Here is a 20,673-nt window from a genome sequence, read left to right on the forward strand (position 1 = left end):
TCGCCCTCCTAAGGCGTGGGCCCTACTGCTTGTCGAAGCGTGGGGTGTCCTGCGGCTGCTGCTGGGACTGCGACTGGCCCGCGCCGCCCTCGATGGCCTGCTGACCGCTCGTGCCTCCGGCCAGCTCCGCCTTCATGCGCTGCAGTTCCAGCTCTACATCCGTACCACCGGAGAGCCGGTCCAGCTCGGCCTGGATGTCGTCCTTGTGCATGCCGGACTGGTCGTCGAGGGCGCCGGAGGCGAGCAGCTCGTCGATCGCGCCGGCCCGCGCCTGGAGCTGCGCCGTCTTGTCCTCGGCACGCTGGATCGCCATGCCGACGTCGCCCATCTCCTCGGAGATGCCGGAGAAGGCCTCGCCGATGCGGGTCTGCGCCTGGGCCGCGGTGTACGTCGCCTTGATCGTCTCCTTCTTCGTACGGAAGGCGTCGACCTTGGCCTGGAGCCGCTGGGCCGCCAGGGTGAGCTTCTCCTCCTCGCCCTGGAGCGTGGAGTGCTGTGTCTCGAGGTCCGTCACCTGCTGCTGGAGGGCGGCACGGCGGGAGAGCGCCTCGCGGGCCAGGTCCTCACGACCCAGCGCGAGTGCCTTGCGGCCCTGGTCCTCCAGCTTGGACGACTGCGACTGCAGCTGGTTGAGCTGAAGTTCCAGGCGCTTGCGGGACGTGGCGACGTCCGCCACGCCTCGGCGCACCTTCTGGAGCAGCTCCAGCTGTTTCTGGTACGAGTAATCGAGGGTTTCGCGCGGGTCCTCGGCCCGGTCAAGGGCCTTGTTCGCCTTCGCGCGGAAGATCATCCCCATACGCTTCATGACACCGCTCATGGGCTTCGCGCGCCCCCTTCTGACCGAGTCCAGCTTCAGCTCTGCGACAGAACCCACAGTACGGGCCCTGCATCCATTGACGCACTGTTCGGGGACGGATGCGCTCCTCCCCAAGGACGACTGACCAAGGCCTTGCTCCGGCGTAAGGAGTAGGTGACCTTCAGGGTCAGCAGTCGGTCACCGGACGTCCCCTCTGTCCCCCTACATGACGACTGGTGTTGCCGGATCGTTCCCCAGCGGGCTGGGGTCCAACCCCGGACACCCCTTACCCTTGGGTTTTGTGTTCCGTAGCCGTTCCACCAAGGACGAGAAGGCCGCCCCCGCCGACAAGGCGCAGGTGACCGACTCCAGTCAGATCCGCCACCCCGAGGCGAAGAAGGGCCGCCCCACTCCCAAGCGGAGCGAGGCCCAGTCGCAGCGTCGCAGCGTGGCCAATACGTCGATGACGCGCAAGGACGCCTCCAAGCGCCAGCGCGAGGAGCGTCGTGCGCAGCTGGAGAAGCAGCGCCAGGCGCTGGCCGGGGGCGACGAGCGGTACCTGCCGGCCCGCGACAAGGGCCCGGTCCGCAAGTTCGCCCGCGACTTCATCGACTCCCGGTTCAACGTGGCGGAGTTCTTCCTGCCGATGGCCGTGATCATCCTCGTGCTGAGCATGGTGCAGGTGGGCGCGTTGCAGAGCATCGCGCTGCTGCTGTGGCTCGTCGTGATCGTGCTCATCGTGCTCGACTCGATCCTCACGGGCATCCGTCTGAAGAAGCGGCTCGCCGAGCGCTTCCCGGACCAGTCCAGGAAGGGCGCGGTCGCCTACGCCCTCATGCGTTCCCTCCAGATGCGTCGGCTCCGGCTGCCCAAGCCGCAGGTCAAGCGCGGAGAGCGGCCCTGAGCACTACGCCGTTCACCGGGGGCGCGGCCAATGCCTGGCTGAGCAGGCTGGGCGGGCTGCGGGATGTCGTACGACAGGAGCTGGTGGCCCGGCAGCTCGACGAGCAGATAGCCGGGCGCTTCCCGGTGGGTCAGCGGCTGCGGGTGCTCGACGTCGGGATGGGCCAGGGCACCCAGGCACTGCGTCTGGCCCGGGCCGGGCACCAGGTGACCGGGCTCGAGCAGGACGCCACGATGATCGCGGCGGCCCGGGAGTCCCTGTGTGCCGAGCCCGAGGGCATCCGGGAGCGGATGCGGATCATCGAGGGGGACGGCCGGGACACCGGGGTCCATTTCCTGCCGGGCAGTTTCGACGTCGTGCTGTGTCACGGCGTACTCATGTACGTCGAGGAGCCGGATCCGCTGCTGGCGGGGCTGGCGCGGATGCTCGCGCAGGGCGGGCTGCTGTCGCTGCTCGTGCGGAACGCGGACGCGCTGGCGATGCGGCCGGGTCTCTCGGGCGACTGGACCGGTGCGCTCGGGGCCTTCGACACCGTGTCGTACACCAACCGGCTCGGGCTCGACGTGCGGGCCGACCGGCTGGAGACGCTGACCGCGACGCTGGCCGGCATCGGGGCACCGCTGCACGCCTGGTACGGGGTGCGGGTGTTCACGGACACGGCGGCGGACGGGGCGGAGATCCCGGACGACGTGGAGACGCTGCTGGCCGCCGAGGAGCGGGCCGGGCGAACGGACCCCTACCGTCGGGTCGCGGCGCTGCTGCACCTGTGCGGGGTGCGGGGCTGAAACCGCGGAGACGTACGCGCCGGGCGAGTCGAGTGGTGAGAGGGGGCGGCCGGAACCCGGCCGCCCCCTTTCCGCGGACCTACGCCTCTTCGGCGTGCAGGCTCATCGGGCCGTAGATCTTCGTACTGTCCTCGAACAGGTGCACCTGGTCCGCGCCGCCCTCCGCGAGGTCCTTCCAGTACTCACCGACCCAGGACTCGGCATCCCCCTGCGTGGTGAACTCCTCGGGCTGCACCGCGGGCTGAACCTCCGTCCCGTCGGCCTTCTCGAATCGCCACGTCCATGCCGCCATGTACGCCTCCCTGATGTGAACACGTGCAAAGCAGAAGCCGGATCTTGATCCGGCTCCTGCCTTGAGCCTATCCGGACGCGCAGCACCCGCGCCGACAAGCGAAAATCAGGTCCGTGGAACTCACTCTCCTCGGTACCGGCGCCCCCGCGGGGCTCCCCCGCCCCGATTGCCCCTGCGCCGTCTGCGCGACCGCGCTCGGTCCCGACGCCCGGGCCGCCACCGCGCTGCTCGTCGACGGGGCGCTGTTGCTCGATCTGACGCCCGGCGCGGTGTTCGCGGCGGCTCGGGCGGGGCAGTCGCTGGGGCAGGTGCGGCAGGTGTTGTTGTCGCATCCGCACGACGGGCCTGCCGTGGAGGTGCCGGCGGGGCTGCCGCAGCCGGGGCGGGTGCCGGACGGGCGGGAGTTGGCGCTGCTGACGGGGCATCGGGTGCGGGCGGTGGCGATGGACGGGCCCGGCACCGGGTACGCGGTGACCGGCCCTGACGGGCAGCGGCTGCTCTATCTGCCGCCCGGGGGCGCTCCGGCCGGGCTGGAGGAGAACGGCAAGGACGGCTACGACATGGTCCTCGCCGATGTCGTGGGGCGGCCGGACGCGCTCGCCAAGCTGCGAGCGGTCGGTGCGATGGGGCCGGCCACCGATGTCGTCGCCGTCCATCTCGACCACGACGTGCCGCCCGGCGCCGAGTTGCGGCGACGGCTCGCGGCGGCGGGCGCGCGGGCCGTGCCCGACGGGACGACACTGACCGTCGGCGTCTACGAGGACGTACCGGACGTGCCCCGGCGGACGCTGGTGCTGGGCGGGGCGCGGTCCGGGAAGTCGGTGGAGGCGGAGCGGCGGTTGGAGGCGTTTCCGGACGTCCTGTACGTCGCCACCGGCGGGACGCGCGGCGGGGACGGCGAGTGGGCCGCACGCGTGGCGACGCACCGCGAGCGGCGGCCCGGGTCCTGGCGTACGGCCGAGACCTGCGACCTCGTGCCGCTGCTCGCCGACGACGGGCCTCCGCTGCTGATCGACTGTCTGTCGCTGTGGCTGACGGACGCGATGGACGCCGTCGGGGCGTGGGACGACGCGGTGTGGGCCGACGGCGGGGAGCGGGCGCTGCGGGAGCGGGTGCGGGAGCTGACGGACGCGGTGCGGGCGACCCGGCGGACCGTCGTCACCGTGTCGAACGAGGTGGGATCGGGGATCGTGCCGGCCACGGCCTCCGGGCGGCGCTACCGGGACGAACTCGGGCGGCTCAACGCGGCGTTCGCCGGTGAGTGCGAGCACGTGGTGCTGGTGGTGGCCGGGCAGGCGGTGGTCCTACGGGGCTGAGGGCTCCTTGTGGGCGATGAGGCGGTACGTCGTCCAGGGGCGGGGGCGGCGGTTCCGCGGCGGGAGGATCGTGCAGCCCTGGGACTCCAGTTCCGCGCGGAGTTCCTCGGCTGGGGCGTCCACGCCCTCCAGGAGGAGGTAGCCGCCGGGGCGCAGGACCGCGAGTGCGGCGCGGAGTTCACCGGCGGGGTCCGGGGGTCGGAGGAGGGTGACGACGTCGTAGCGGGCGCGCAGGCCGGTCGCGATCGGCTCGTCCGTCAGGCTGCCGACGTACGCCTCCTCCACCCGGTCGGCCTCGCGGGCCTCTTCCACGCGGGCGGTCGGGTCGACGCCGTCGAAGGAGGTGTACGGGAAGAGCTCCTTGGCCGCCTCGGGGAAGCGGGCGTCGCCCGTGCCCACGTCCAGCCAGCTCTCCGGTTCGGGGAGGAGCCGCAGGATCGCGCGTGCCGTCGAGCGGTGGCGGCGTCGGCGGTCGAGGTCGCTGACACGGGTGCGCAGGCGTTTCATGGGGGCTCCCTGAGACATACGACATTCCACTGCAAAACGGAACGTATGGGATCGCGATCTTGGGAGCAACGACGTCAGGTGCGCGTGGTGGCCATGTGGCGCCGTCCTGTTCGATCGGTGCCGGTACTGTTCGGCGAATGAGCTCGCTTAATCTCGACGACTTCACCGATCTGATCGAGCGCCCCGACGGTGGGGTGCGCCGCGACGCCGAGGCGCGCCGGGAACGTCAGATCGTGCCGCCCGGGTCGCTGGGCCGCCTGGACGACCTGGGTGAGTGGCTGTCGGCGGCGCAGTCCGCCGTTCCGGTACGGCCGATCGAACGGCCGCGGGTGGTTCTCTTCGCCGGTGACCACGGCATCGCCGAGCTCGGTGTCTCGGCCCGGCCGGCGGGCAGCGCCGGGGAGTTGGTGCGCGAGGTCCTGGAGGGCGGGCGGCCGGTGTCCGTGCTCGCACGGCGGCTCGGGGTGCCGGTGCGGGTCGTCGACCTGGCGCTGGACTGCGATCCGGAGTCGCTGCCCGGCGAGGTCGTACGGCATCGGGTGCGGCGCGGCAGCGGCCGTATCGACGTCGAGGACGCGCTGACGCTGGAGGAGGCGGAGGCCGCGTTCCGGGCCGGGGTCGCGGTGGCCGACGAGGAGGCCGACTCCGGTACGGATCTGGTGGTGCTCGGCGATGTGAGCGTCGGCGGGACCACGGCGGCGGGTGTGCTGGTCGCCGCGCTGTGCGGGACCGACGCGTCCGTGGTGACCGGGCGCGGCGGGCTGGCCATCGACGATCTCGCCTGGATGCGCAAGTGCGCGGCGATCCGCGACGCGCTGCGGCGGGCCCGCCCGGTGCTCGGGGACCAGCTCCAGCTGCTGGCGACGGTGGGCGGTGCCGATCTCGCGGCGATCACCGGGTTCCTGTTGCAGAGCGCGGTGCGCAAGCTGCCGGTCGTGCTCGACGGGGTCGTGGTCGCCGCCTGTGCGCTGGTCGGGCAGCGGATCGCCTTCCGGGCGCCGGACTGGTGGCTGGCCGCGCACGACAGCGGGGAGCCGGGGCAGGCGAAGGCGCTGGACCGGATGGCGCTGGAGCCGCTGCTGGAGCACGGGGTGACGGTCGGGGAGGGCGCCGGCGGACTGCTGGCACTGCCGCTGGTGCAGGCCGCGGCGGCGCTGGCCGCGGAGCTGCCCGAGAAGCCGGAGGCCGTCGAGGCGGAGGCCGGGGAGCCGGAGAAGGAGGAGTAGCCCAGAGGGCGCAGAGGCGCGGCAGGGGTGGTCAATGTGACGCCTTTGTGTGGATGTCTCCGATCTGCCGGGAAGGTGTGCAACAGGCCCGGGAGATCCAGATCACGTAGGTGTGGCTCAACTGCGCATGGTGCGGATCGGTCTTCGGACATGGCCGGTGGCCGCACCGTTCGTACCTGGAGACGCGCCGATGACGAGGATCGCCCGCTGGGCCCGCACCGAGTGGGGGCTCCTGTACCTCGCGGTGCGCGGGCCGCTGGTGCGGCGGCGGTGGCGGGCGGTGCCGATGGCGATCGGGGCGGTCTGCCTGACGGCGGTGCTGCAGTTCGTGCAGAACCAGTCGTGGGGCTACCAGTTCGTGCAGAACGTCGGGGCTGTACGGGCGGAGGACCCGCTGTGGTTGGCCCTCCTGCGGACGCCCTTGTCCTTGTTCGTACCCGCGCTGGACCTGCCCGTGTGGGGTGCGCTGGCGCAGCTCCTGATCGTGTTCGGCATCGCGGAGATCTGCCTGGGCTGGTGGCGCACCCTCGTCATCGCCTACGCCGCCACCCTCGCCGGCACGCTGTACGCCCGCCTCGGCATCTGGCTGGGCCCCGACAGCCCGCTCGGCCTCCCGGCCACGGACTCCCAGGTCGTCGACACCGGCCCCTCGGCGGCCGTGGTGGGCCTCGCGGTGTTCCTGGCCTGGCGCTGTCGCGCGTACGTCACCGGGGGTGTGGTGATCGCGGCGATGGTGGTCGAGGTGCTGCTGAAGGACAACCTCGCGGGCAAGGAACATCTGGCGGCGATCGCGGCGGTGCTGGCACTGTGCGGGATCTCGGAGGTACGCCATCGGCGACGCACGGGGCGGGTGGCGATGCGATGACCGGGCGCACGTCGGGCATTGCCCGGTCGGCGCCCACGTCGGTGAGCGGTCCGGCAGACGGCCGTGTCGGTGAGCGGGTGCGCGGGGCGGCCCCCGGCGACGTCCGAGCCGGCGACTGGGGACTGTCAGATGTCGGCCCGCGGTCGCCTTGTCACGGCACGGCCTGGGGATGCGGCTTGCCGCCGATCAGGTCTTCGAGTCCGGCGCGCGGTGCAGGAAGGAACCCAGGGGCGTGTGACGCCGCGCGCGGAGGAGACGCGGGCCCGCTCCCCGGCGGTGGTCCTGGTGGCAGGCGCGCAAGGTGCCTCGGCGCGGAGACGTGGGGCGCCGCCCGGCAGCAGCGGTGACCGTGGCCGGGGTGCGTCAGCTGTCGGCTCGCGGGCGGACTGTCACGGCAGGGCGCGTGGATCGGGTTTGCCGCCGATCAGGTCCTCGAGTCTGCGGCGGGGGCCCGCCCAGCGGCGGTCGTGGTGGTACGCGCGCAGGGTGGCCTTGGCGCGGGCGCGGGGGCGGCGGCGGTAGAAGCGGCGGGCCCAGGGTGAGCCCGGGCGGGCCAAGCGGACGAAACCGATCAGGCCGACGAGCGGGACGATCACGCTGAAGATCGCCATACGGGCCTTGCCCTTGCTCAGGACGGCCAGGGCGAACAGGAAGTTGACCACCACGGTCGAGAGCACGTTGGCCCGGTCCTGGAGCTCGTCCTGGCTCAGGTCGTTGACGCCGAACGGCGAGAACCCGGACAGCACCAGTCCCACCAGGGCGGCGGTCAGCACGACCACCTCCACGCTCTTGCGGCCCTCCTCCGTCCAGTAGACGTCGTCGAGGTGCAGGATCAGCGCGAACTCGTCCAGCACGAGACCCGCGCCGACACCGAAGATCACCGCACACGTGGCCGCCCCGAAGCCGTGCCGCCCACTGCCTACGGCACCGAAGCCGCCGACGACGGTCAGGACGATCCCGGGCACCACGTGATGGATGTGCACCCCGCCGGAGCTGACGTTCCCGAAAGGGCCCTTGCCCGCGCGGATGAGCCGGGTGATGACCCGGGTGACGAGGAAAGTGACGACGAAGGAGGTGAGGGCGAGGAGCAGCGGCAGTTTGCCCGGCTCGATGATGTTCCGCTGGAGCCAATGTCCCATATGCGCACTTTATCCAGGGTGGGCCGTGGCGACTTCCCGACCGCCGGATAACCTCCTCCGGTGTCTGCGCCCTCTTCGACTCCCTGGCCCGACGGCCTCCGCTTCGCCTTCGGCACCCTGACCGTCCTCCCGGTCAAGGTGACCCGCTGGGACCGTGACGCCGCGCGCGGGGGCATGCTGTGCGCCCCGCTGGCAGGGGTGGTGGTCGGGGCGGCGGCCGCCGTGCTGGGTGTACTGCTCCTGGCCCTGGGCGCGGGACCGCTGCTCGCCGCGGTCGCCACCGCCGCCGTGCCCGCCGCGCTCACCCGGGGGCTCCACCTCGACGGGCTCGCCGATACCGCGGACGGGCTCGGCAGCGGTAAGCCCGCCGAGGACGCGCTGCGGATCATGAAGCAGTCGGACATCGGGCCCTTCGGGGTCATCACCCTCGTCTTCGTACTGCTCGCGCAGGTGGCGGCGCTGGCACAGGCGTACGGCGAGTCATGGGCGCGGGGTGCGGCGGCCGCGGTCGTGTCGGCCACGGCGGCCCGGCTGGCGCTGACGCTGGCGGCGCGGCGCGGGGTGCCGGCGGCACGGCCCGAGGGCTTGGGAGCGGCCGTGGCCGGGGTGGTCCCGGTACGGGGTGCGACGATCGTCGCCGTTGCCGTGACGCTGGCGGCGGCAGGTGCGGGGGCGTTCTTCGGGCCGTACGACATCGTCCGTACGGCGCTCGCGGTCGTCGTCGCCGCCGGGGTTGCCGAACTCCTGCTACGGCACTGCACACGGCGCTTCGGCGGGGTGACCGGGGATGTCTTCGGAGGGCTGGCGGAGACTGCGGCCACGACCGCGCTCGTGGTGCTTTCGCTGGGTGGCTGAGTGGCGGGTGCGTCGTGGCCGGCCGCGCGGTTTCAGCATGCCCGGCGCCAGACCCCCAGCTCGTACTTCTTCAGCATCGAACTCAGCTTCAGCTTGCGTGACTCCGCGCAGAACTTGCTCGTCGGCAGTTCGTACTCCACGTGGAAGACCGCCTTCTTCGCCTCGATGAACGGCGTGTTGGCCTCGCACTCGTCGTACTGGGCGCACTGTTCGTTGACCGCGAAGTCGAAGTCGTCGACCAGTTCGGGGATTTGGTCCAGGTCGTTCTTCAAGCCCACCGACATGCCGCGGGCGTGGGCGAGTTTCGCGATGAGGCGGTTGTAGCGGAGCTGGTCGGCGGCCTTCAGCGGGAAGCCGGTGCGGTTCTTGTATCCGTCCATGTTGTCGGGCTCCACCGCGTCGAAGCCCTTCTCACGGCACATGTCCATGCGGTCCGCCATCAACGGTTCCAGGACGTCCGTCTTGCGGATGTCGAGCCAGCTCTCGCCCTCCCAGCCGTTGCCGCGGCCGATGACCGACTCCGGGAACTTCTCCGCGTCGGGGCGCCAGTCCTCCCAGGCTCCGGTGGAGAGGTAGCAGATCACCTTGCGGCCCTTGCGGTGCAGCTCGGTGACGGTGGACCTGGGCTGGTCGAAGCCGTCGATGTCGTAGACCGGGACGTCGACGGAGGTGTCGACCGTCCGGCCGCTGAGCTGCCACTGCCAGTCGAGGCCGGGGGACGGCTGCCAGCGCGGGCCGGGTTTCGCGTCCGGGGTCGTCGTGCAGGCGGCCAGCAGGAACAGGGGGACCAGCCAGAAAACGCGTCTCACCGAGCGGGCTCCAGAGTGTGGGGCAACGTACCCCAAGGATGATCCCCCACCCCGGGGACCGCGCAGTACAGGTCCGCACCCTCCACCGCCGTATCGACGCCGTCCGGGACGCCGTACACCAGATGGCACAGCCGTACGTCCGTGGCGCCGCGCCAGGGGTGCGGGGGCTGTCGGCGGTACGTCGACCAGGTGCCCTCGAAGGTGACGAGGACGTCGGCGATGCGGGCGTAGGAGGGGTGTGGTGTGGTGCCGTGGTTCAGGGCGAGGGTGCCTCGGACGGCGGTGGCGAGCCGCCGGTAGTACGCGAACTCCTCCGGGCCCGAGGTGACTTGGTCCAGGAAGGCGCCGTCCGTGCCGTACCAGTCGCGGTGGCGTGTGAGGTCACGGACCACGTCGGCGGAGGGTCTGCGGGCGTAGTCCGTGTCGGCGTAGCCCAGCACCCGTGTGCCTGCGGCCCGCAGCCGTGCGGCGACCTCGGCGAAGGCCTCGTCGGGGGCGTCGCCGGGGCCGCTGGCCGGGTTGAGGACGACGCCGTAGAGGAGGGGTGCGGCCGCGATGAGCGCGTCCCATTCAGCGGGGCGGACGGACGGGTGCTCGTAGTACGGGACCAGAAGAGTGCTCATCGGTGGGCCGTCGCCCTTCCCAACAGGGCGCAGACGAGGGCGGCTTGGGCCGCGGCTGCCGTGCCGTGGACGATCAGGGCGACCCAGTGCGGGTCGCCCGTGTGGGTCAGCAGCGCGAGTGTCTGGGTCAGGGCCGCGGCGCAGCAGACCGCCGTCGCGCTGAGGATCGCGCCGAAGGACTGGAGCAGCAGACCCGTCCAGAGGACCACGCCCAGCACCAGCAGACCTGGCGACAGGGCGGACATGGCGAGGCCCAGGACGAGAAGGGTGGCCAGGTAGGCGGTCAGGCATTCGACCAGCGTGGTGACCGTCGTACGCCAGAAGGCCCTTGCGGTGCTGGTGTTGCGCAGGCCGGCGAGGCTGCCGCTGCGGAAGCGGTGGAGGAGCCATTCGGAGGGGCCCATGCTGAGGGTGAGGGCCACGGCGGCCAGGGCGTTGTCCAGGGCTGCGTAGAGGACGAGGACGCCGGTGCCCAGACCGAACAGGGCGTAAGGGAGGGAGGAAAGGAGTTGGGGGCCCATGGTCGGCTGTCGGCCGCGGGCCCGTCGTTGCTTGTCGCGCAGTTCCAGTAGACCCAGGACCACCACCGCCAGCAAGGAGCCCAACAGCAGGACGAGCCTGAGTGCCGTCGACGGGGTATGGACCAACGCCATGGCCGCGCCCGCCGCCATCGGCAACAGGGCCAGCAGCAGCGCCCGTTCGCGGCCCAGGACCAGCAGGACCGTCGACGCGCCCAGGTACAGGGACTGTCCGGCGGCGAAGGCCACTCCCGTCATGTCGCCCGTGCCCGCGACCAGGAGGGCGGCCAGGGCGCCCAGCACCACGCCCGTCGGCGCTCCCAGCAGCAGGCTGCGTTTCGCCGCCGCGCGGTCTCCCAGGCCCAGCCAGGAGTACGCCCGGTGGGCGAGGCCCTGGTTCCAGGTCCAGCCGACCAGGGCGCCGGCGAGGAGGGGGATCGTGCCCGCCGGGAGGCCGAAGTCCCTGGGGCCGGTCATCAGCGGGGCGCCCAGTACGTAGCCGAAGCCGGGGAGGGCGAAGACGACGCCCCGCAGGAGGCAGCCCAACAGGCCCACCTGCCACGGGTCGTGGACCGGGCCCTCCGGTTCGGGATAGCGGCGCTCGACGCGTTCGTAGAGTTCCTCGGCGAGGGCGAAGGAGTTCTTCAGGCCGTACCGCTCGCGTATCTGGTCGTCCGACATGCCGTCGGACTCCAGGAGCGCGGCTATCTCGTCGGGGTGGACGGCCGCGGCGACGAAGTCGTCGAGGCGCTCGGCGAGCGCGTCGACGGGGTCGGGCCGGGCCCAGCTCGGGGTGCGCTGCCTGGGGATGCCGGGCATGGTGTCGGGGCGGGCACCCGGGGGCAGCCAGACGGATCCGCTCACCAGCCGGTCCCGTCCGTCGCGACCGCGGCGTACCAGGGGTCGCGCAGTTCGAGGGTCCAGTCGGCGACGGTCTCGAGCGTGGGCTCGTACACCTCGGGCATACCCGCGAGCTCCTGGTAGATCGTCCGGAAATTGTCCACGGAGCGGCGCAGTGTGAAGCGGTCGATCACTCTCTGCCGCGCCAACTCGCCGAGTTTCAGGCGCCGTTCGTCGTCCCTGAGCAGGGTCAGGGCCGCTGCCGCCAGCTTCTCCGGCTCACGCGGGGGCACCACCAGACCTGTGTCGCCGACCGCCTCGCTCACTCCCCCGACATCCGTCGACACCGTCGTACGGCCGCAGGACATGGCCTCGATGATGGAGAACGGGAAGCCCTCGGAGATGGAGGAGAGCATGACCACGTGACCGGCCGCGTAGGCCCGCCAGACCTCGCTGATGCGGCCCTCGAAGGTGAGGCCGTCGGTGACGCCGAGTTCGGCGGCGAGCTTCTCCAGCCGGGTCTTGTACTCCTCGCCGCCGGGCGGGACCGGGCCGAAGAGTCTGAGCCGGGTCTCCGGCATCTCGGCGCGGACCATGGCGTAGGCGCGGATCAGCGTCTCCAGGTCCTTGATGGGGTCGACGCGGCCGCACCAGGTGAGGGTCGGAACCTCGGGTTCGGGTCCCGCGTGCGGGAAGGCGGCCGGGTCGACGCCGTTGTAGACCGTGCGGATCTTGTCGGCGTCGGCGCCGCCGCGCTCCTCCCAGCGGCGGTTGTACTGGTTGCAGGGGGTGATGAGGTCGGCGGCCCGGTAGCCGAGGGAGTTGAGCTCGCGGTAGAAGCCGAGCATGAACGCCTTCACGGGCCAGCGTTGGGCGTCCGAGCGGTAGCCGAGGTAGCGCTCGCGCAGGTAGATGCCGTGCTCGGTGAGGAGGAACGGTACGCCGTCCAGTTGGTGGGCGGCGAGGGCGGGCAGGGTGGCCAGGCCGCTGCTCACCGCGTGTGCCACCGAGTCCTCGGGGATACGGACGCCCAGCGGGCGCAGGGCGTGTTCCAGCAGGTCCGTCGCGGTGAGCGCGTCGTGGACCGTGGGGCGGGCCGCGGCCGTCGCCAGGTGCGGCATCGTCCATATCCACATCAGCGAGCGCAGTGCCGACTCCGTGCGCAGTGCGGCCGACAGGCGTCCGTCGCGGGCGAGTTCGGCCAGCTCGTACAGGGCCTCGCCGAAGTCGCAGTGGGCCTCGGGGTCGAGGAAGGAGAGCAGGAACCGCTCGTAGGAGTCGATGAAACGGCGCCGCGCCCTGCCGTACGGGGCGTGCTTGCGGCCGGGGCGCGGGCCCCAGGTCGGCACGGAGGTGTGGCGGTAGACGTTGGGCGGCAGCTCCCAGGTCACGGGTTCGCGGCCGCTTCCGGTGAGCGAGAGGATGTGGAAGTCGACCTCCGGCATGCCCTTGACGAGCTGGTCGCACCAGGTGCTGACGCCGCCGTGGACATGGGGATAGGTGCCTTCGGTGAGCATGGTGACGTGACGGCCCGTGCGCATCGCGGCGCGGTTCCCCCCTGTTTGCGGATCTTGTGGGGGGAACTGCGGACCGGGCCCGACCGCGGATTCGTCGTGGCCGGTCGCGCAGTTCCCCGCGCCCCTTGAGGGGCGCTCTCCCTACGGCAGCTTCAGTGTCAACGCGGACTGCAGTACCGCCGGCGTGGTCCACGCCGAGCGCCTTCCCGCGTACGCCGTACCGAAGGTGGTCGTGCCGATCAGGAGCTGCTGCTTCGTGCCCTCCGGGGCCGTCACCGGGATCTGCGTCCCGTTCGGTGCCGTGATCGTGACCGTCGCGCCGACCCGGTACGCCGTGACCTTGCCGGAGGCCAGCGCGGCCTGCCAGCCGGCGCGGCGCTGGAGTTCGGTGCCGATGGCGGCCTGGGCGAGGTTCTGGACCGGGGTGTTGTCGGCGAAGAGCGCCCGGTAGTCGGTGAGGACCTTGTTCATGACCGGGTAGAGGGTCCGGTCCTCGGCCAGGTTCGACTGGTGGGCGTAGTGCGGTCGCGGGTCGTTGCTGATGGCGTGGCCGAGGGCGGTGCGGGCCTCCTGGGGGACGATGTACGACGTGTAGCCCGTGGCCGGGTCGAGCGGCTCGGCCAGACAGGTGGAGGTCGGGTTGTTCTCGCAGATGCCGCTGCCGCCGTCGGCCGCCGAGGCGTAGATCCAGTTGTACTCGTCGACCATCTCGGCGTTCGTACCGACGTTGTAGTACACGTTCATCGGGTAGCGGGGCACGGTCAGCGTGCCGCTGCCGACCGCACGCTGGTCGGGTTCACGGGAGTTGTCGGAGGCGGTCCACTTGATGCCGTTGTCGGCGAGGGCACCGGCGAGGTTGGGATTGTCGTTCGGCTGCTGCGGCAGCGTCTTCAGGCCCGAGTGCTCGCCGGTGACCAGCTCGGCGCGGGTCAGCGGAAGGCCCTTGGAGACGCCCCAGTTGTAGTTGTCGCGGATCTCCGCGGAGATGTCGGCCCGGCTCATGTACTGGGTCGTGCCGTTGGCGTTCTTCGCGCAGGTCCACGGCACCGTGGAGGTGTCCTGGACGCAGCCGAGGAACTTGTGTGTGTACGTGTGGTTGATCCAGCGGTACTTGGCCTTGTCGGCGAGCAGCTGGGTGGCGAGGGCGTCCGTGCCGCCGTTCTCGGTCTTCCACTCCTCGCCGGAACCGGCGTTGTAGACCATGTCGAGCGTGAAGCCCTGCTCCTGCTGCCACTGGGCGGCGTGGACCGCGTCGGCGGCGGTCATCCGGATCGGCGTGGTGCCCGTGTCGTCACCGCCCGCGCAGTCGAAGTCGCCGGGGGTGCAGTTGTGTTCGGTGTCCCAGCGGCTGTCGGGGGCGAGGACGTCGTCGACGTGGACGGCGAAGTAGTTGCGCGCCTGTCCCAGGTGCACGCCCTGGGTCAGCCACTCGACGATGCCGCGGGCGAGGACCCGGAACTGCTGCTGGTACTGGTTGTACGCGAAGGTCACGACGAGTTCGCGGCGCCCGTCGTGGACGTACTCGCCGACGAGACTGCCGCGGCCCGAGCCGCCGGGCACGGCGGTGTCGACATAGCTGGTGAAGCCCGCCCCGGGGGTGGCCACATAGCCGTAACTCTCCATCACCGACGGGGAGTTGTCCTCGAAGGTGAGGGCTCCGTCGAGGTATCCGAAGGGCCCCGACTTGCCGGCGGCCGTGATGCCCGCCGCCTGTCCGTCCAGCGAGCCGGAGTAGCTGCTGTACTCCAGGCCGACGCCGGGGTGCGCCCAGGTGTAGGCGTCGACCTGCGGGATGCCGTACGTCTTCTCGTACGTCTCCAGCGCGGTCTGCTCGGCCGAACCGGCGCCGAAGGGAGCCTCGTTGGGCAGGACGACGCCCTGGTACTTGGCCCGGGGCGTGCCGTTGACCGTGTCGCTGAGGAACGCGGCCGTGATGGCGGGGCGGTTCGCGTCGTTCAGGGAGACGGTGGTGTACGGGATGCCCGTGCTCTTCAGCTGGGCGGTGATGGCCTGGACGGGGCTGTCGCCGTTGTCCACGACCAGCACTCTGAGATCGATGCGCGGCGTCACCGCTGCCGCCGCGCCCGGTACTCCGAGCCCCAACGCCAGTAGCCCGGCGGCGGTCAGGGCCGCGGCCGCGCCTCTCCGTCTGTGCGCAGTCTGCGCCATTCTGTGTGTCCTCCCCCAGAAGATCCCCTTGTGGTAAATCCAAGGATGATCAGTGGAAATCATGCAAAGCGGTGGGCGATGCGCTCACCGGAACACGAGGAGTGTGACTGAGCTCACCGGGAGTAAGGATTGAGAAGTGGCCATGACGCCACTCACAGGTGAACGCCCGTAGGAATGAGCGAACCAGCCATACGCGCGTAGGCTCGTTCCGGGTGTTCATCGACGGGGTGAAGGCCCCGGTCGATGCCGCCCCCGGACACGGTTCTAGGGTCGGCTGTCGGGCCCGGTCGACCCACCCACACTCGACCCACTGAACTTCACATCGGAAGCGAGATTTCACCACCGTGACTGCTCTCACTCTCAGCACCGCCGCGGCGCCCGGCCTGCGGGCCGACGCGATCGTGATCGGTGTCGCCAAGGGCGCCAAGGGCCCGGTCGTCGCACCTGGCGCCGAAGCTGTGGACAAGGCCTACGACGGCAGCCTCGCCGGCGTCCTGGAGACCCTCGGTGCCTCCGGCGCCGAGGGCGAGGTGACGAAGCTGCCGGCGCCGTCCGGCTTCAAGACTCCCCTCGTGGTGGCGGTGGGTCTCGGCCCGGAGCCCGAGAAGGACGCCTCCTTCGACTCCGAGGCGCTCCGCCGGGCCGCCGGCGCCGCCGCCCGCGTGCTGACCGGCGCCAAGAAGGCCGCCTTCGCGCTGCCGCTGACGGACGCCGCCGACGCCGGCGCGATCGCCGAGGGCGCCCTCCTCGGCGCGTACTCCTTCGACGCGTACAAGGAGAACGCCAAGGACCCGAAGAACGGCAAGGCGCCCCTCGCCGAGGTCACCCTCCTCGGCGGCAAGCCGCGCGACAAGGCGTACAAGGCGGCCGTGGAGCGTGCCCTCGCCGTCACCGAGGAGCTCAACCGGGCCCGTGACCTCGTCAACACCCCGCCGAACGACCTGTACCCGGAGGCCTTCGCGGCCGTCGCGCAGGCCGCGGCCAAGGAGCACGGCATCAAGGTGCAGGTGCTCGACGAGAAGGCCCTGCTCAAGGGCGGCTACGGCGGCATCCTGGGCGTCGGCGGCGGTTCGGCGACGCCGCCGCGGCTGGTGAAGCTGTCGTACACCTCCTCCAAGGCCAGGAAGCACCTCGCGCTCGTCGGCAAGGGCATCACGTACGACTCGGGCGGCATCTCGCTGAAGCCGGCCGGTCACAACGAGACGATGAAGTGCGACATGAGCGGGGCGGCCGCCGTCTTCGCCGCCGTCGTGGCCGTCGCGCGGCTCGGTCTGGAAGTGAACGTCACCGCGTGGCTGGCGCTCGCCGAGAACATGCCGTCGGGTTCCGCCGTGCGGCCCGGTGACGTGCTGCGGATGTACAGCGGCAAGACCGTCGAGGTGCTCAACACCGACGCCGAGGGCCGGCTGGTCCTGGCCGACGCGCTGTGGGCCGCCTCCGCGGAGAAGCCGGACGCGATCGTCGACGTGGCGACGCTGACCGGCGCGATGATGCTGGCGCTGGGCAACCGGACGTTCGGGATCATGGCGAACGACGACGCGTTCCGCTCCGCGGTGTACGAGGCCGCGGCCGAGGTGGGCGAGCCTTCGTGGCCGATGCCGCTGCCGGAGCACCTGCGCAAGGGGATGGACTCCCCCACGGCCGATATCGCGAACATGGGTGAGCGGATGGGTGGCGGGCTCGTCGCGGGGCTGTTCCTGCGGGAGTTCGTGGGTGAGGGCATCACGTGGGCCCACCTGGACATCGCGGGTCCGGCGTTCAACGAGGGTGGGCCGTTCGGGTACACGCCCAAGGGGGGCACGGGCACCGCTGTGCGGACGCTGGTGCGGCTGGCGGAGCTGACTGCCGCGGGTGACCTGGGGTGACCTTCGCCTGAGAGCTCGATCGCTCAGGGGCGTGGGCGAGTGCGGACCGGTGGTGGCCGGTCGCGCAGTTCCCCGCGCCCCTGGGTGGGTCGGTGCCCCGTACGCCCGACAGCGCCGCGCCCCTGCGTGTCTCACCGCGGCCCCTGCCTCAGAGTGAGGTCCTCACATGTGAGCGTGTGGTGTCTCACACCCCGGCCCGGCGTCTCGTTCTCCTCCGACAAGTGCGAAGATGGCACTCGGCAGGACAGGGCCCCCACCACAGGGCCGAAGAAAGAGCGGCCGGACACCAGCCGCCGCGCGGTCACAGGAGACCGGCGTACGGCGCACATGCATGGAGGACGTGACGTGGCGAACGACGCCAGCACCGTTTTCGACCTAGTGATCCTCGGCGGTGGTAGTGGCGGTTACGCCGCGGCCCTGCGCGGGGCGCAGCTGGGGCTTGACGTCGCCCTGATCGAGAAGGACAAGGTCGGCGGTACCTGCCTGCACCGAGGGTGCATCCCCACCAAGGCCCTGCTGCACGCGGGCGAGATCGCCGACCAGGCCCGCGAGAGCGAGCAGTTCGGCGTGAAGGCCACCTTCGAGGGCATCGACATCGCCGGGGTCCACAAGTACAAGGACGGCGTGGTCTCCGGGCTCTACAAGGGCCTGCAGGGTCTGGTCGCCTCCCGCAAGGTGACGTACATCGAGGGTGAGGGCCGGCTGTCCTCCCCCACCTCGGTCGACGTGAACGGCCAGCGCATCCAGGGCCGCCACGTCCTCCTCGCGACCGGCTCCGTGCCGAAGTCGCTGCCGGGCCTGGAGATCGACGGCAACCGCATCATCTCCTCGGACCACGCCCTCGTCCTGGACCGTGTGCCGAAGTCGGCCATCGTCCTCGGCGGCGGTGTCATCGGCGTCGAGTTCGCCTCCGCCTGGAAGTCCTTCGGCACCGACATCACGATCATCGAGGGTCTCAAGCACCTCGCCCCGCTCGAGGACGAGAACTCCTCCAAGCTTCTTGAGCGCGCGTTCCGCAAGCGCGGCATCAAGTTCAACCTGGGCACCTTCTTCTCGAAGGCCGAGTACACCGCCGACGGCGTCAAGGTCACCCTCGCCGACGGCAAGGAGTTCGAGGCCGAGCTCCTGCTCGTCGCCGTCGGCCGTGGCCCGGTCTCCGCCGGTCTCGGTTACGAGGAGCAGGGCGTCGCGATGGACCGCGGCTATGTCCTGGTCGACGAGTACATGCGGACGAACGTCCCCACCATCTCCGCCGTCGGCGACCTGGTCCCGACCCTCCAGCTCGCGCACGTCGGCTTCGCCGAGGGCATCCTGGTGGCGGAGCGTCTGGCCGGCCTCAAGGCCGTCCCGATCGACTACGACGGTGTCCCCCGCGTGACCTACTGCCACCCGGAGGTCGCCTCCGTCGGTATCACCGAGGCCAAGGCCAAGGAGATCTACGGTGCGGACAAGGTCGTCGCTCTGAAGTACAACCTGGCGGGCAACGGCAAGAGCAAGATCCTTCAGACCGCGGGCGAGATCAAGCTCGTCCAGGTCAAGGACGGTGCCGTGGTCGGCGTCCACATGGTCGGCGACCGCATGGGCGAGCAGGTCGGCGAAGCCCAGCTGATCTACAACTGGGAGGCGCTGCCGGCCGAGGTCGCCCAGCTCATCCACGCCCACCCGACGCAGAACGAGGCGCTCGGCGAGGCCCACCTGGCACTGGCCGGCAAGCCGCTGCACGCTCACGACTGACCCTCGGTCGACGAAGCGACTTCGCGACGACACAGACTTCCGCAATTCGTAAGGAGCAACCGAAACCATGGCGGTTTCCGTAACCCTTCCGGCGCTCGGCGAGAGCGTCACCGAGGGCACTGTCACCCGCTGGCTGAAGGCCGAGGGTGAGCGAGTAGAGGCCGACGAGCCGCTGCTCGAGGTCTCGACCGACAAGGTCGACACCGAGATCCCCTCCCCCGCCGCCGGCATCCTGGCCTCCATCAAGGTCGCCGAGGACGAGACGGTCGAGGTCGGCGCCGAGCTGGCCGTCATCGACGACGGCACGGGCGCGCCCGCCGCCGCCCCTGCCCCCGCCGCCGAGCCCGAGCCCGAGCCCGCCGCGGCTCCGGAGCCGGCCGCTGCGGCCCCCTCCACCGAGCAGGCCGCTCCGGCCCCCGCTCCCACCGCCGAGGCCGCCGCCGGCGGCGGCTCCGCCGAGGGCACGGACGTCGTCCTGCCCGCGCTCGGCGAGTCCGTCACCGAGGGCACCGTCACCCGCTGGCTGAAGTCGGTCGGCGACTCCGTCGAGGCCGACGAGCCGCTGCTCGAGGTCTCCACGGACAAGGTCGACACCGAGATCCCGGCGCCCACCTCGGGTGTGCTCCTGGAGATCACGGTCGGCGAGGACGAGACCGCTGAGGTCGGCGCCAAGCTGGCCGTCATCGGTGCCCCGGGTGCGGCTCCGGCCGCTGCCCCGGCTCCCGCCGCTCCGGCCCCGGCTCCGGCCGCCGCCGCTCCGGCTCCGGCTGCCCCGGCCGCCCCCGTGGCCCCGCCGGCCCCGGCTCCGGCCCCCGCCGCGCCCGCGGCCGCTCCGGCTCCGGTCGCCGCTGCCCCGGCTCCGGCCGCTCCGGCCCCCGCGCCGGCCGCGCCGGCTCCGGTCGCCGCCGCTCCGGCCGCTCCGGCCGCGCCCGCCGCCACCGCGGGTGACGACGGCGCCTACGTGACCCCGCTGGTGCGCAAGCTCGCCGCCGAGAACGGTGTCGACCTGGCCACCGTCAAGGGCACCGGCGTCGGCGGTCGTATCCGCAAGCAGGACGTCGTCGCCGCCGCCGAGGCCGCGAAGGCCGCCGCTGCCGCTCCGGCTCCGGCCGCTGCCGCTCCGGCTCCCGCTGCCAAGAAGGCGCCGTCCCTGGAGGCCTCCCCCCTCCGTGGCCAGACCGTCAAGATGCCGCGCATCCGCAAGGTCATCGGCGACAACATGGTCAAGGCGCTGCACGAGCAGGCGCAGCTGTCCTCGGTCGTCGAGGTCGACGTCACGCGTCTGATGAAGCTCCGCGGCCGGGCGAAGGACTCCTTCGCCGCCCGTGAGGGCGTCAAGCTCTCCCCGATGCCGTTCTTCGTCAAGGCCGCGGCCCAGGCGCTGAAGGCGCATGCGCCCATCAACGCCAAGATCAACGAGGGCGAGGGCACGATCACCTACTTCGACACCGAGAACATCGGTATCGCGGTGGACTCCGAGAAGGGCCTGATGACCCCGGTCATCAAGCACGCGGGCGACCTCAACATCGCCGGCATCGCGAAGGCCACGGCGGAGCTGGCCGGCAAGGTCCGCGCCAACAAGATCACGCCGGACGAGCTGTCCGGTGCGACCTTCACCATCTCCAACACCGGTTCGCGCGGTGCGCTCTTCGACACGATCATCGTGCCGCCGGGCCAGGTCGCGATCCTCGGCATCGGCGCCACCGTCAAGCGCCCGGCCGTCCTGGAGACCGAAGAGGGCACGGTCATCGCCGTCCGCGACATGACCTACCTGACCCTCTCCTACGACCACCGTCTGGTGGACGGCGCCGACGCGGCCCGCTACCTGACCGCGGTCAAGGCGATCCTGGAGGCGGGCGAGTTCGAGGTCGAGCTCGGCCTGTAAGCCTTAAGGAAGCAGTGCCTGTACGGTG

18 protein-coding genes are annotated in these 20,673 nt (G+C 71.3%); 9 read left to right on the forward strand and 9 right to left on the reverse strand.

Features of this window, described 5'->3' with window-relative positions; translation table 11 throughout:
- Positions 1-22 precede the first annotated feature (22 nt).
- Positions 23-817, reverse strand: coding sequence for a PspA/IM30 family protein (locus ACIOHP_RS07475; protein ID WP_351688990.1), 795 nt, complete (start codon positions 815-817; stop codon positions 23-25).
- Between the two features lie 205 nt (positions 818-1,022).
- Between ACIOHP_RS07475 and ACIOHP_RS07480 the strand changes: the two genes are divergently transcribed.
- Together ACIOHP_RS07480 and ACIOHP_RS07485 are read left to right on the forward strand one after the other, a co-directional pair.
- The gene (locus ACIOHP_RS07480; RefSeq protein WP_361538782.1) at positions 1,023-1,700 is read left to right on the forward strand and encodes a DUF3043 domain-containing protein; all 678 of its coding nucleotides are present in this window, start codon (positions 1,023-1,025) and stop codon (positions 1,698-1,700) included.
- Between the two features lie 83 nt (positions 1,701-1,783).
- Complete coding sequence (locus ACIOHP_RS07485; protein ID WP_361538780.1) at positions 1,784-2,485, forward strand: methyltransferase domain-containing protein; 702 nt, start codon at positions 1,784-1,786, stop codon at positions 2,483-2,485.
- A 79-nt stretch (positions 2,486-2,564) separates the two neighbouring features.
- On the opposite strand, the gene ACIOHP_RS07490 is transcribed toward ACIOHP_RS07485, so the two are convergent.
- A complete protein-coding gene (locus ACIOHP_RS07490) occupies positions 2,565-2,777 on the reverse strand; it encodes a hypothetical protein (protein WP_046262608.1) in 213 nt (70 codons plus the stop codon).
- Positions 2,778-2,890: 113 nt separating this feature from the next.
- Here ACIOHP_RS07490 and ACIOHP_RS07495 point away from each other — a divergent pair, with 113 nt between their 5' ends.
- Entirely contained in the window at positions 2,891-4,093 is a 1,203-nt protein-coding gene (locus ACIOHP_RS07495) for a bifunctional adenosylcobinamide kinase/adenosylcobinamide-phosphate guanylyltransferase (protein WP_401884171.1), read from the forward strand.
- Here the strand turns inward: ACIOHP_RS07495 and ACIOHP_RS07500 are convergent.
- Positions 4,082-4,600 carry a class I SAM-dependent methyltransferase gene (locus ACIOHP_RS07500; RefSeq protein WP_361538776.1) on the reverse strand — a complete coding sequence of 173 codons (519 nt, stop codon included), beginning with the start codon at positions 4,598-4,600 and terminating at the stop codon, positions 4,082-4,084. The genes ACIOHP_RS07495 and ACIOHP_RS07500 overlap by 12 nt on opposite strands.
- A 137-nt stretch (positions 4,601-4,737) precedes the next feature.
- Here ACIOHP_RS07500 and cobT point away from each other — a divergent pair, with 137 nt between their 5' ends.
- Together cobT and ACIOHP_RS07510 are read left to right on the forward strand one after the other, a co-directional pair.
- Positions 4,738-5,826 carry a nicotinate-nucleotide--dimethylbenzimidazole phosphoribosyltransferase gene (gene cobT, locus ACIOHP_RS07505; RefSeq protein WP_361538774.1) on the forward strand — a complete coding sequence of 363 codons (1,089 nt, stop codon included), beginning with the start codon at positions 4,738-4,740 and terminating at the stop codon, positions 5,824-5,826.
- A gap of 190 nt (positions 5,827-6,016) precedes the next feature.
- On the forward strand, positions 6,017-6,691 hold the full coding sequence (locus tag ACIOHP_RS07510; protein WP_401884176.1) for a hypothetical protein: 675 nt from the start codon (positions 6,017-6,019) through the stop codon (positions 6,689-6,691).
- 389 nt (positions 6,692-7,080) lie between these two features.
- Here the strand turns inward: ACIOHP_RS07510 and ACIOHP_RS07515 are convergent, their stop codons facing one another.
- Positions 7,081-7,830 (reverse strand): hypothetical protein, encoded by a 750-nt coding sequence (locus ACIOHP_RS07515; protein WP_401884178.1) that lies wholly within the window; start codon positions 7,828-7,830, stop codon positions 7,081-7,083.
- A gap of 60 nt (positions 7,831-7,890) precedes the next feature.
- Here ACIOHP_RS07515 and ACIOHP_RS07520 point away from each other — a divergent pair, with 60 nt between their 5' ends.
- The gene (locus ACIOHP_RS07520) at positions 7,891-8,685 is read left to right on the forward strand and encodes an adenosylcobinamide-GDP ribazoletransferase (RefSeq protein WP_401884182.1); all 795 of its coding nucleotides are present in this window, start codon (positions 7,891-7,893) and stop codon (positions 8,683-8,685) included.
- Positions 8,686-8,717: 32 nt separating this feature from the next.
- Here the strand turns inward: ACIOHP_RS07520 and ACIOHP_RS07525 are convergent, their stop codons facing one another.
- The 5 genes from ACIOHP_RS07525 to ACIOHP_RS07545 form a co-directional block, all read right to left on the reverse strand.
- Positions 8,718-9,494: an endo alpha-1,4 polygalactosaminidase gene (locus ACIOHP_RS07525; RefSeq protein ID WP_401884187.1), complete on the reverse strand. Its 777-nt coding sequence runs from the start codon at positions 9,492-9,494 to the stop codon at positions 8,718-8,720.
- A complete protein-coding gene (locus ACIOHP_RS07530; protein ID WP_401884189.1) occupies positions 9,491-10,117 on the reverse strand; it encodes a spherulation-specific family 4 protein in 627 nt (208 codons plus the stop codon). The genes ACIOHP_RS07525 and ACIOHP_RS07530 overlap by 4 nt, the downstream gene beginning before the upstream one ends.
- On the reverse strand, positions 10,114-11,499 hold the full coding sequence (locus ACIOHP_RS07535; protein WP_401884193.1) for a hypothetical protein: 1,386 nt from the start codon (positions 11,497-11,499) through the stop codon (positions 10,114-10,116). The genes ACIOHP_RS07530 and ACIOHP_RS07535 overlap by 4 nt, the downstream gene beginning before the upstream one ends.
- A complete protein-coding gene (gene pelF, locus ACIOHP_RS07540) occupies positions 11,496-13,016 on the reverse strand; it encodes a GT4 family glycosyltransferase PelF (protein ID WP_361477036.1) in 1,521 nt (506 codons plus the stop codon). Before pelF ends, ACIOHP_RS07535 begins: the two co-directional genes overlap by 4 nt.
- A gap of 117 nt (positions 13,017-13,133) precedes the next feature.
- Positions 13,134-15,161 (reverse strand): hypothetical protein, encoded by a 2,028-nt coding sequence (locus ACIOHP_RS07545; RefSeq protein ID WP_401884195.1) that lies wholly within the window; start codon positions 15,159-15,161, stop codon positions 13,134-13,136.
- Between the two features lie 344 nt (positions 15,162-15,505).
- Here ACIOHP_RS07545 and ACIOHP_RS07550 point away from each other — a divergent pair, with 344 nt between their 5' ends.
- From ACIOHP_RS07550 to sucB, 3 genes are all read left to right on the forward strand, one after another.
- Positions 15,506-17,026, forward strand: coding sequence for a leucyl aminopeptidase (locus ACIOHP_RS07550; RefSeq protein ID WP_361538756.1), 1,521 nt, complete (start codon positions 15,506-15,508; stop codon positions 17,024-17,026).
- A 345-nt stretch (positions 17,027-17,371) separates the two neighbouring features.
- Entirely contained in the window at positions 17,372-18,760 is a 1,389-nt protein-coding gene (gene lpdA, locus ACIOHP_RS07555) for a dihydrolipoyl dehydrogenase (protein WP_307031869.1), read from the forward strand.
- Positions 18,761-18,827: 67 nt separating this feature from the next.
- Entirely contained in the window at positions 18,828-20,645 is a 1,818-nt protein-coding gene (gene sucB, locus ACIOHP_RS07560; protein WP_401884198.1) for a 2-oxoglutarate dehydrogenase, E2 component, dihydrolipoamide succinyltransferase, read from the forward strand.
- The last annotated feature ends 28 nt before the right edge of the window (positions 20,646-20,673 follow it).

Source organism: Streptomyces sp. NPDC087859, assembly GCF_044742595.1.
GTDB lineage: Bacteria > Actinomycetota > Actinomycetes > Streptomycetales > Streptomycetaceae > Streptomyces > Streptomyces canus_F.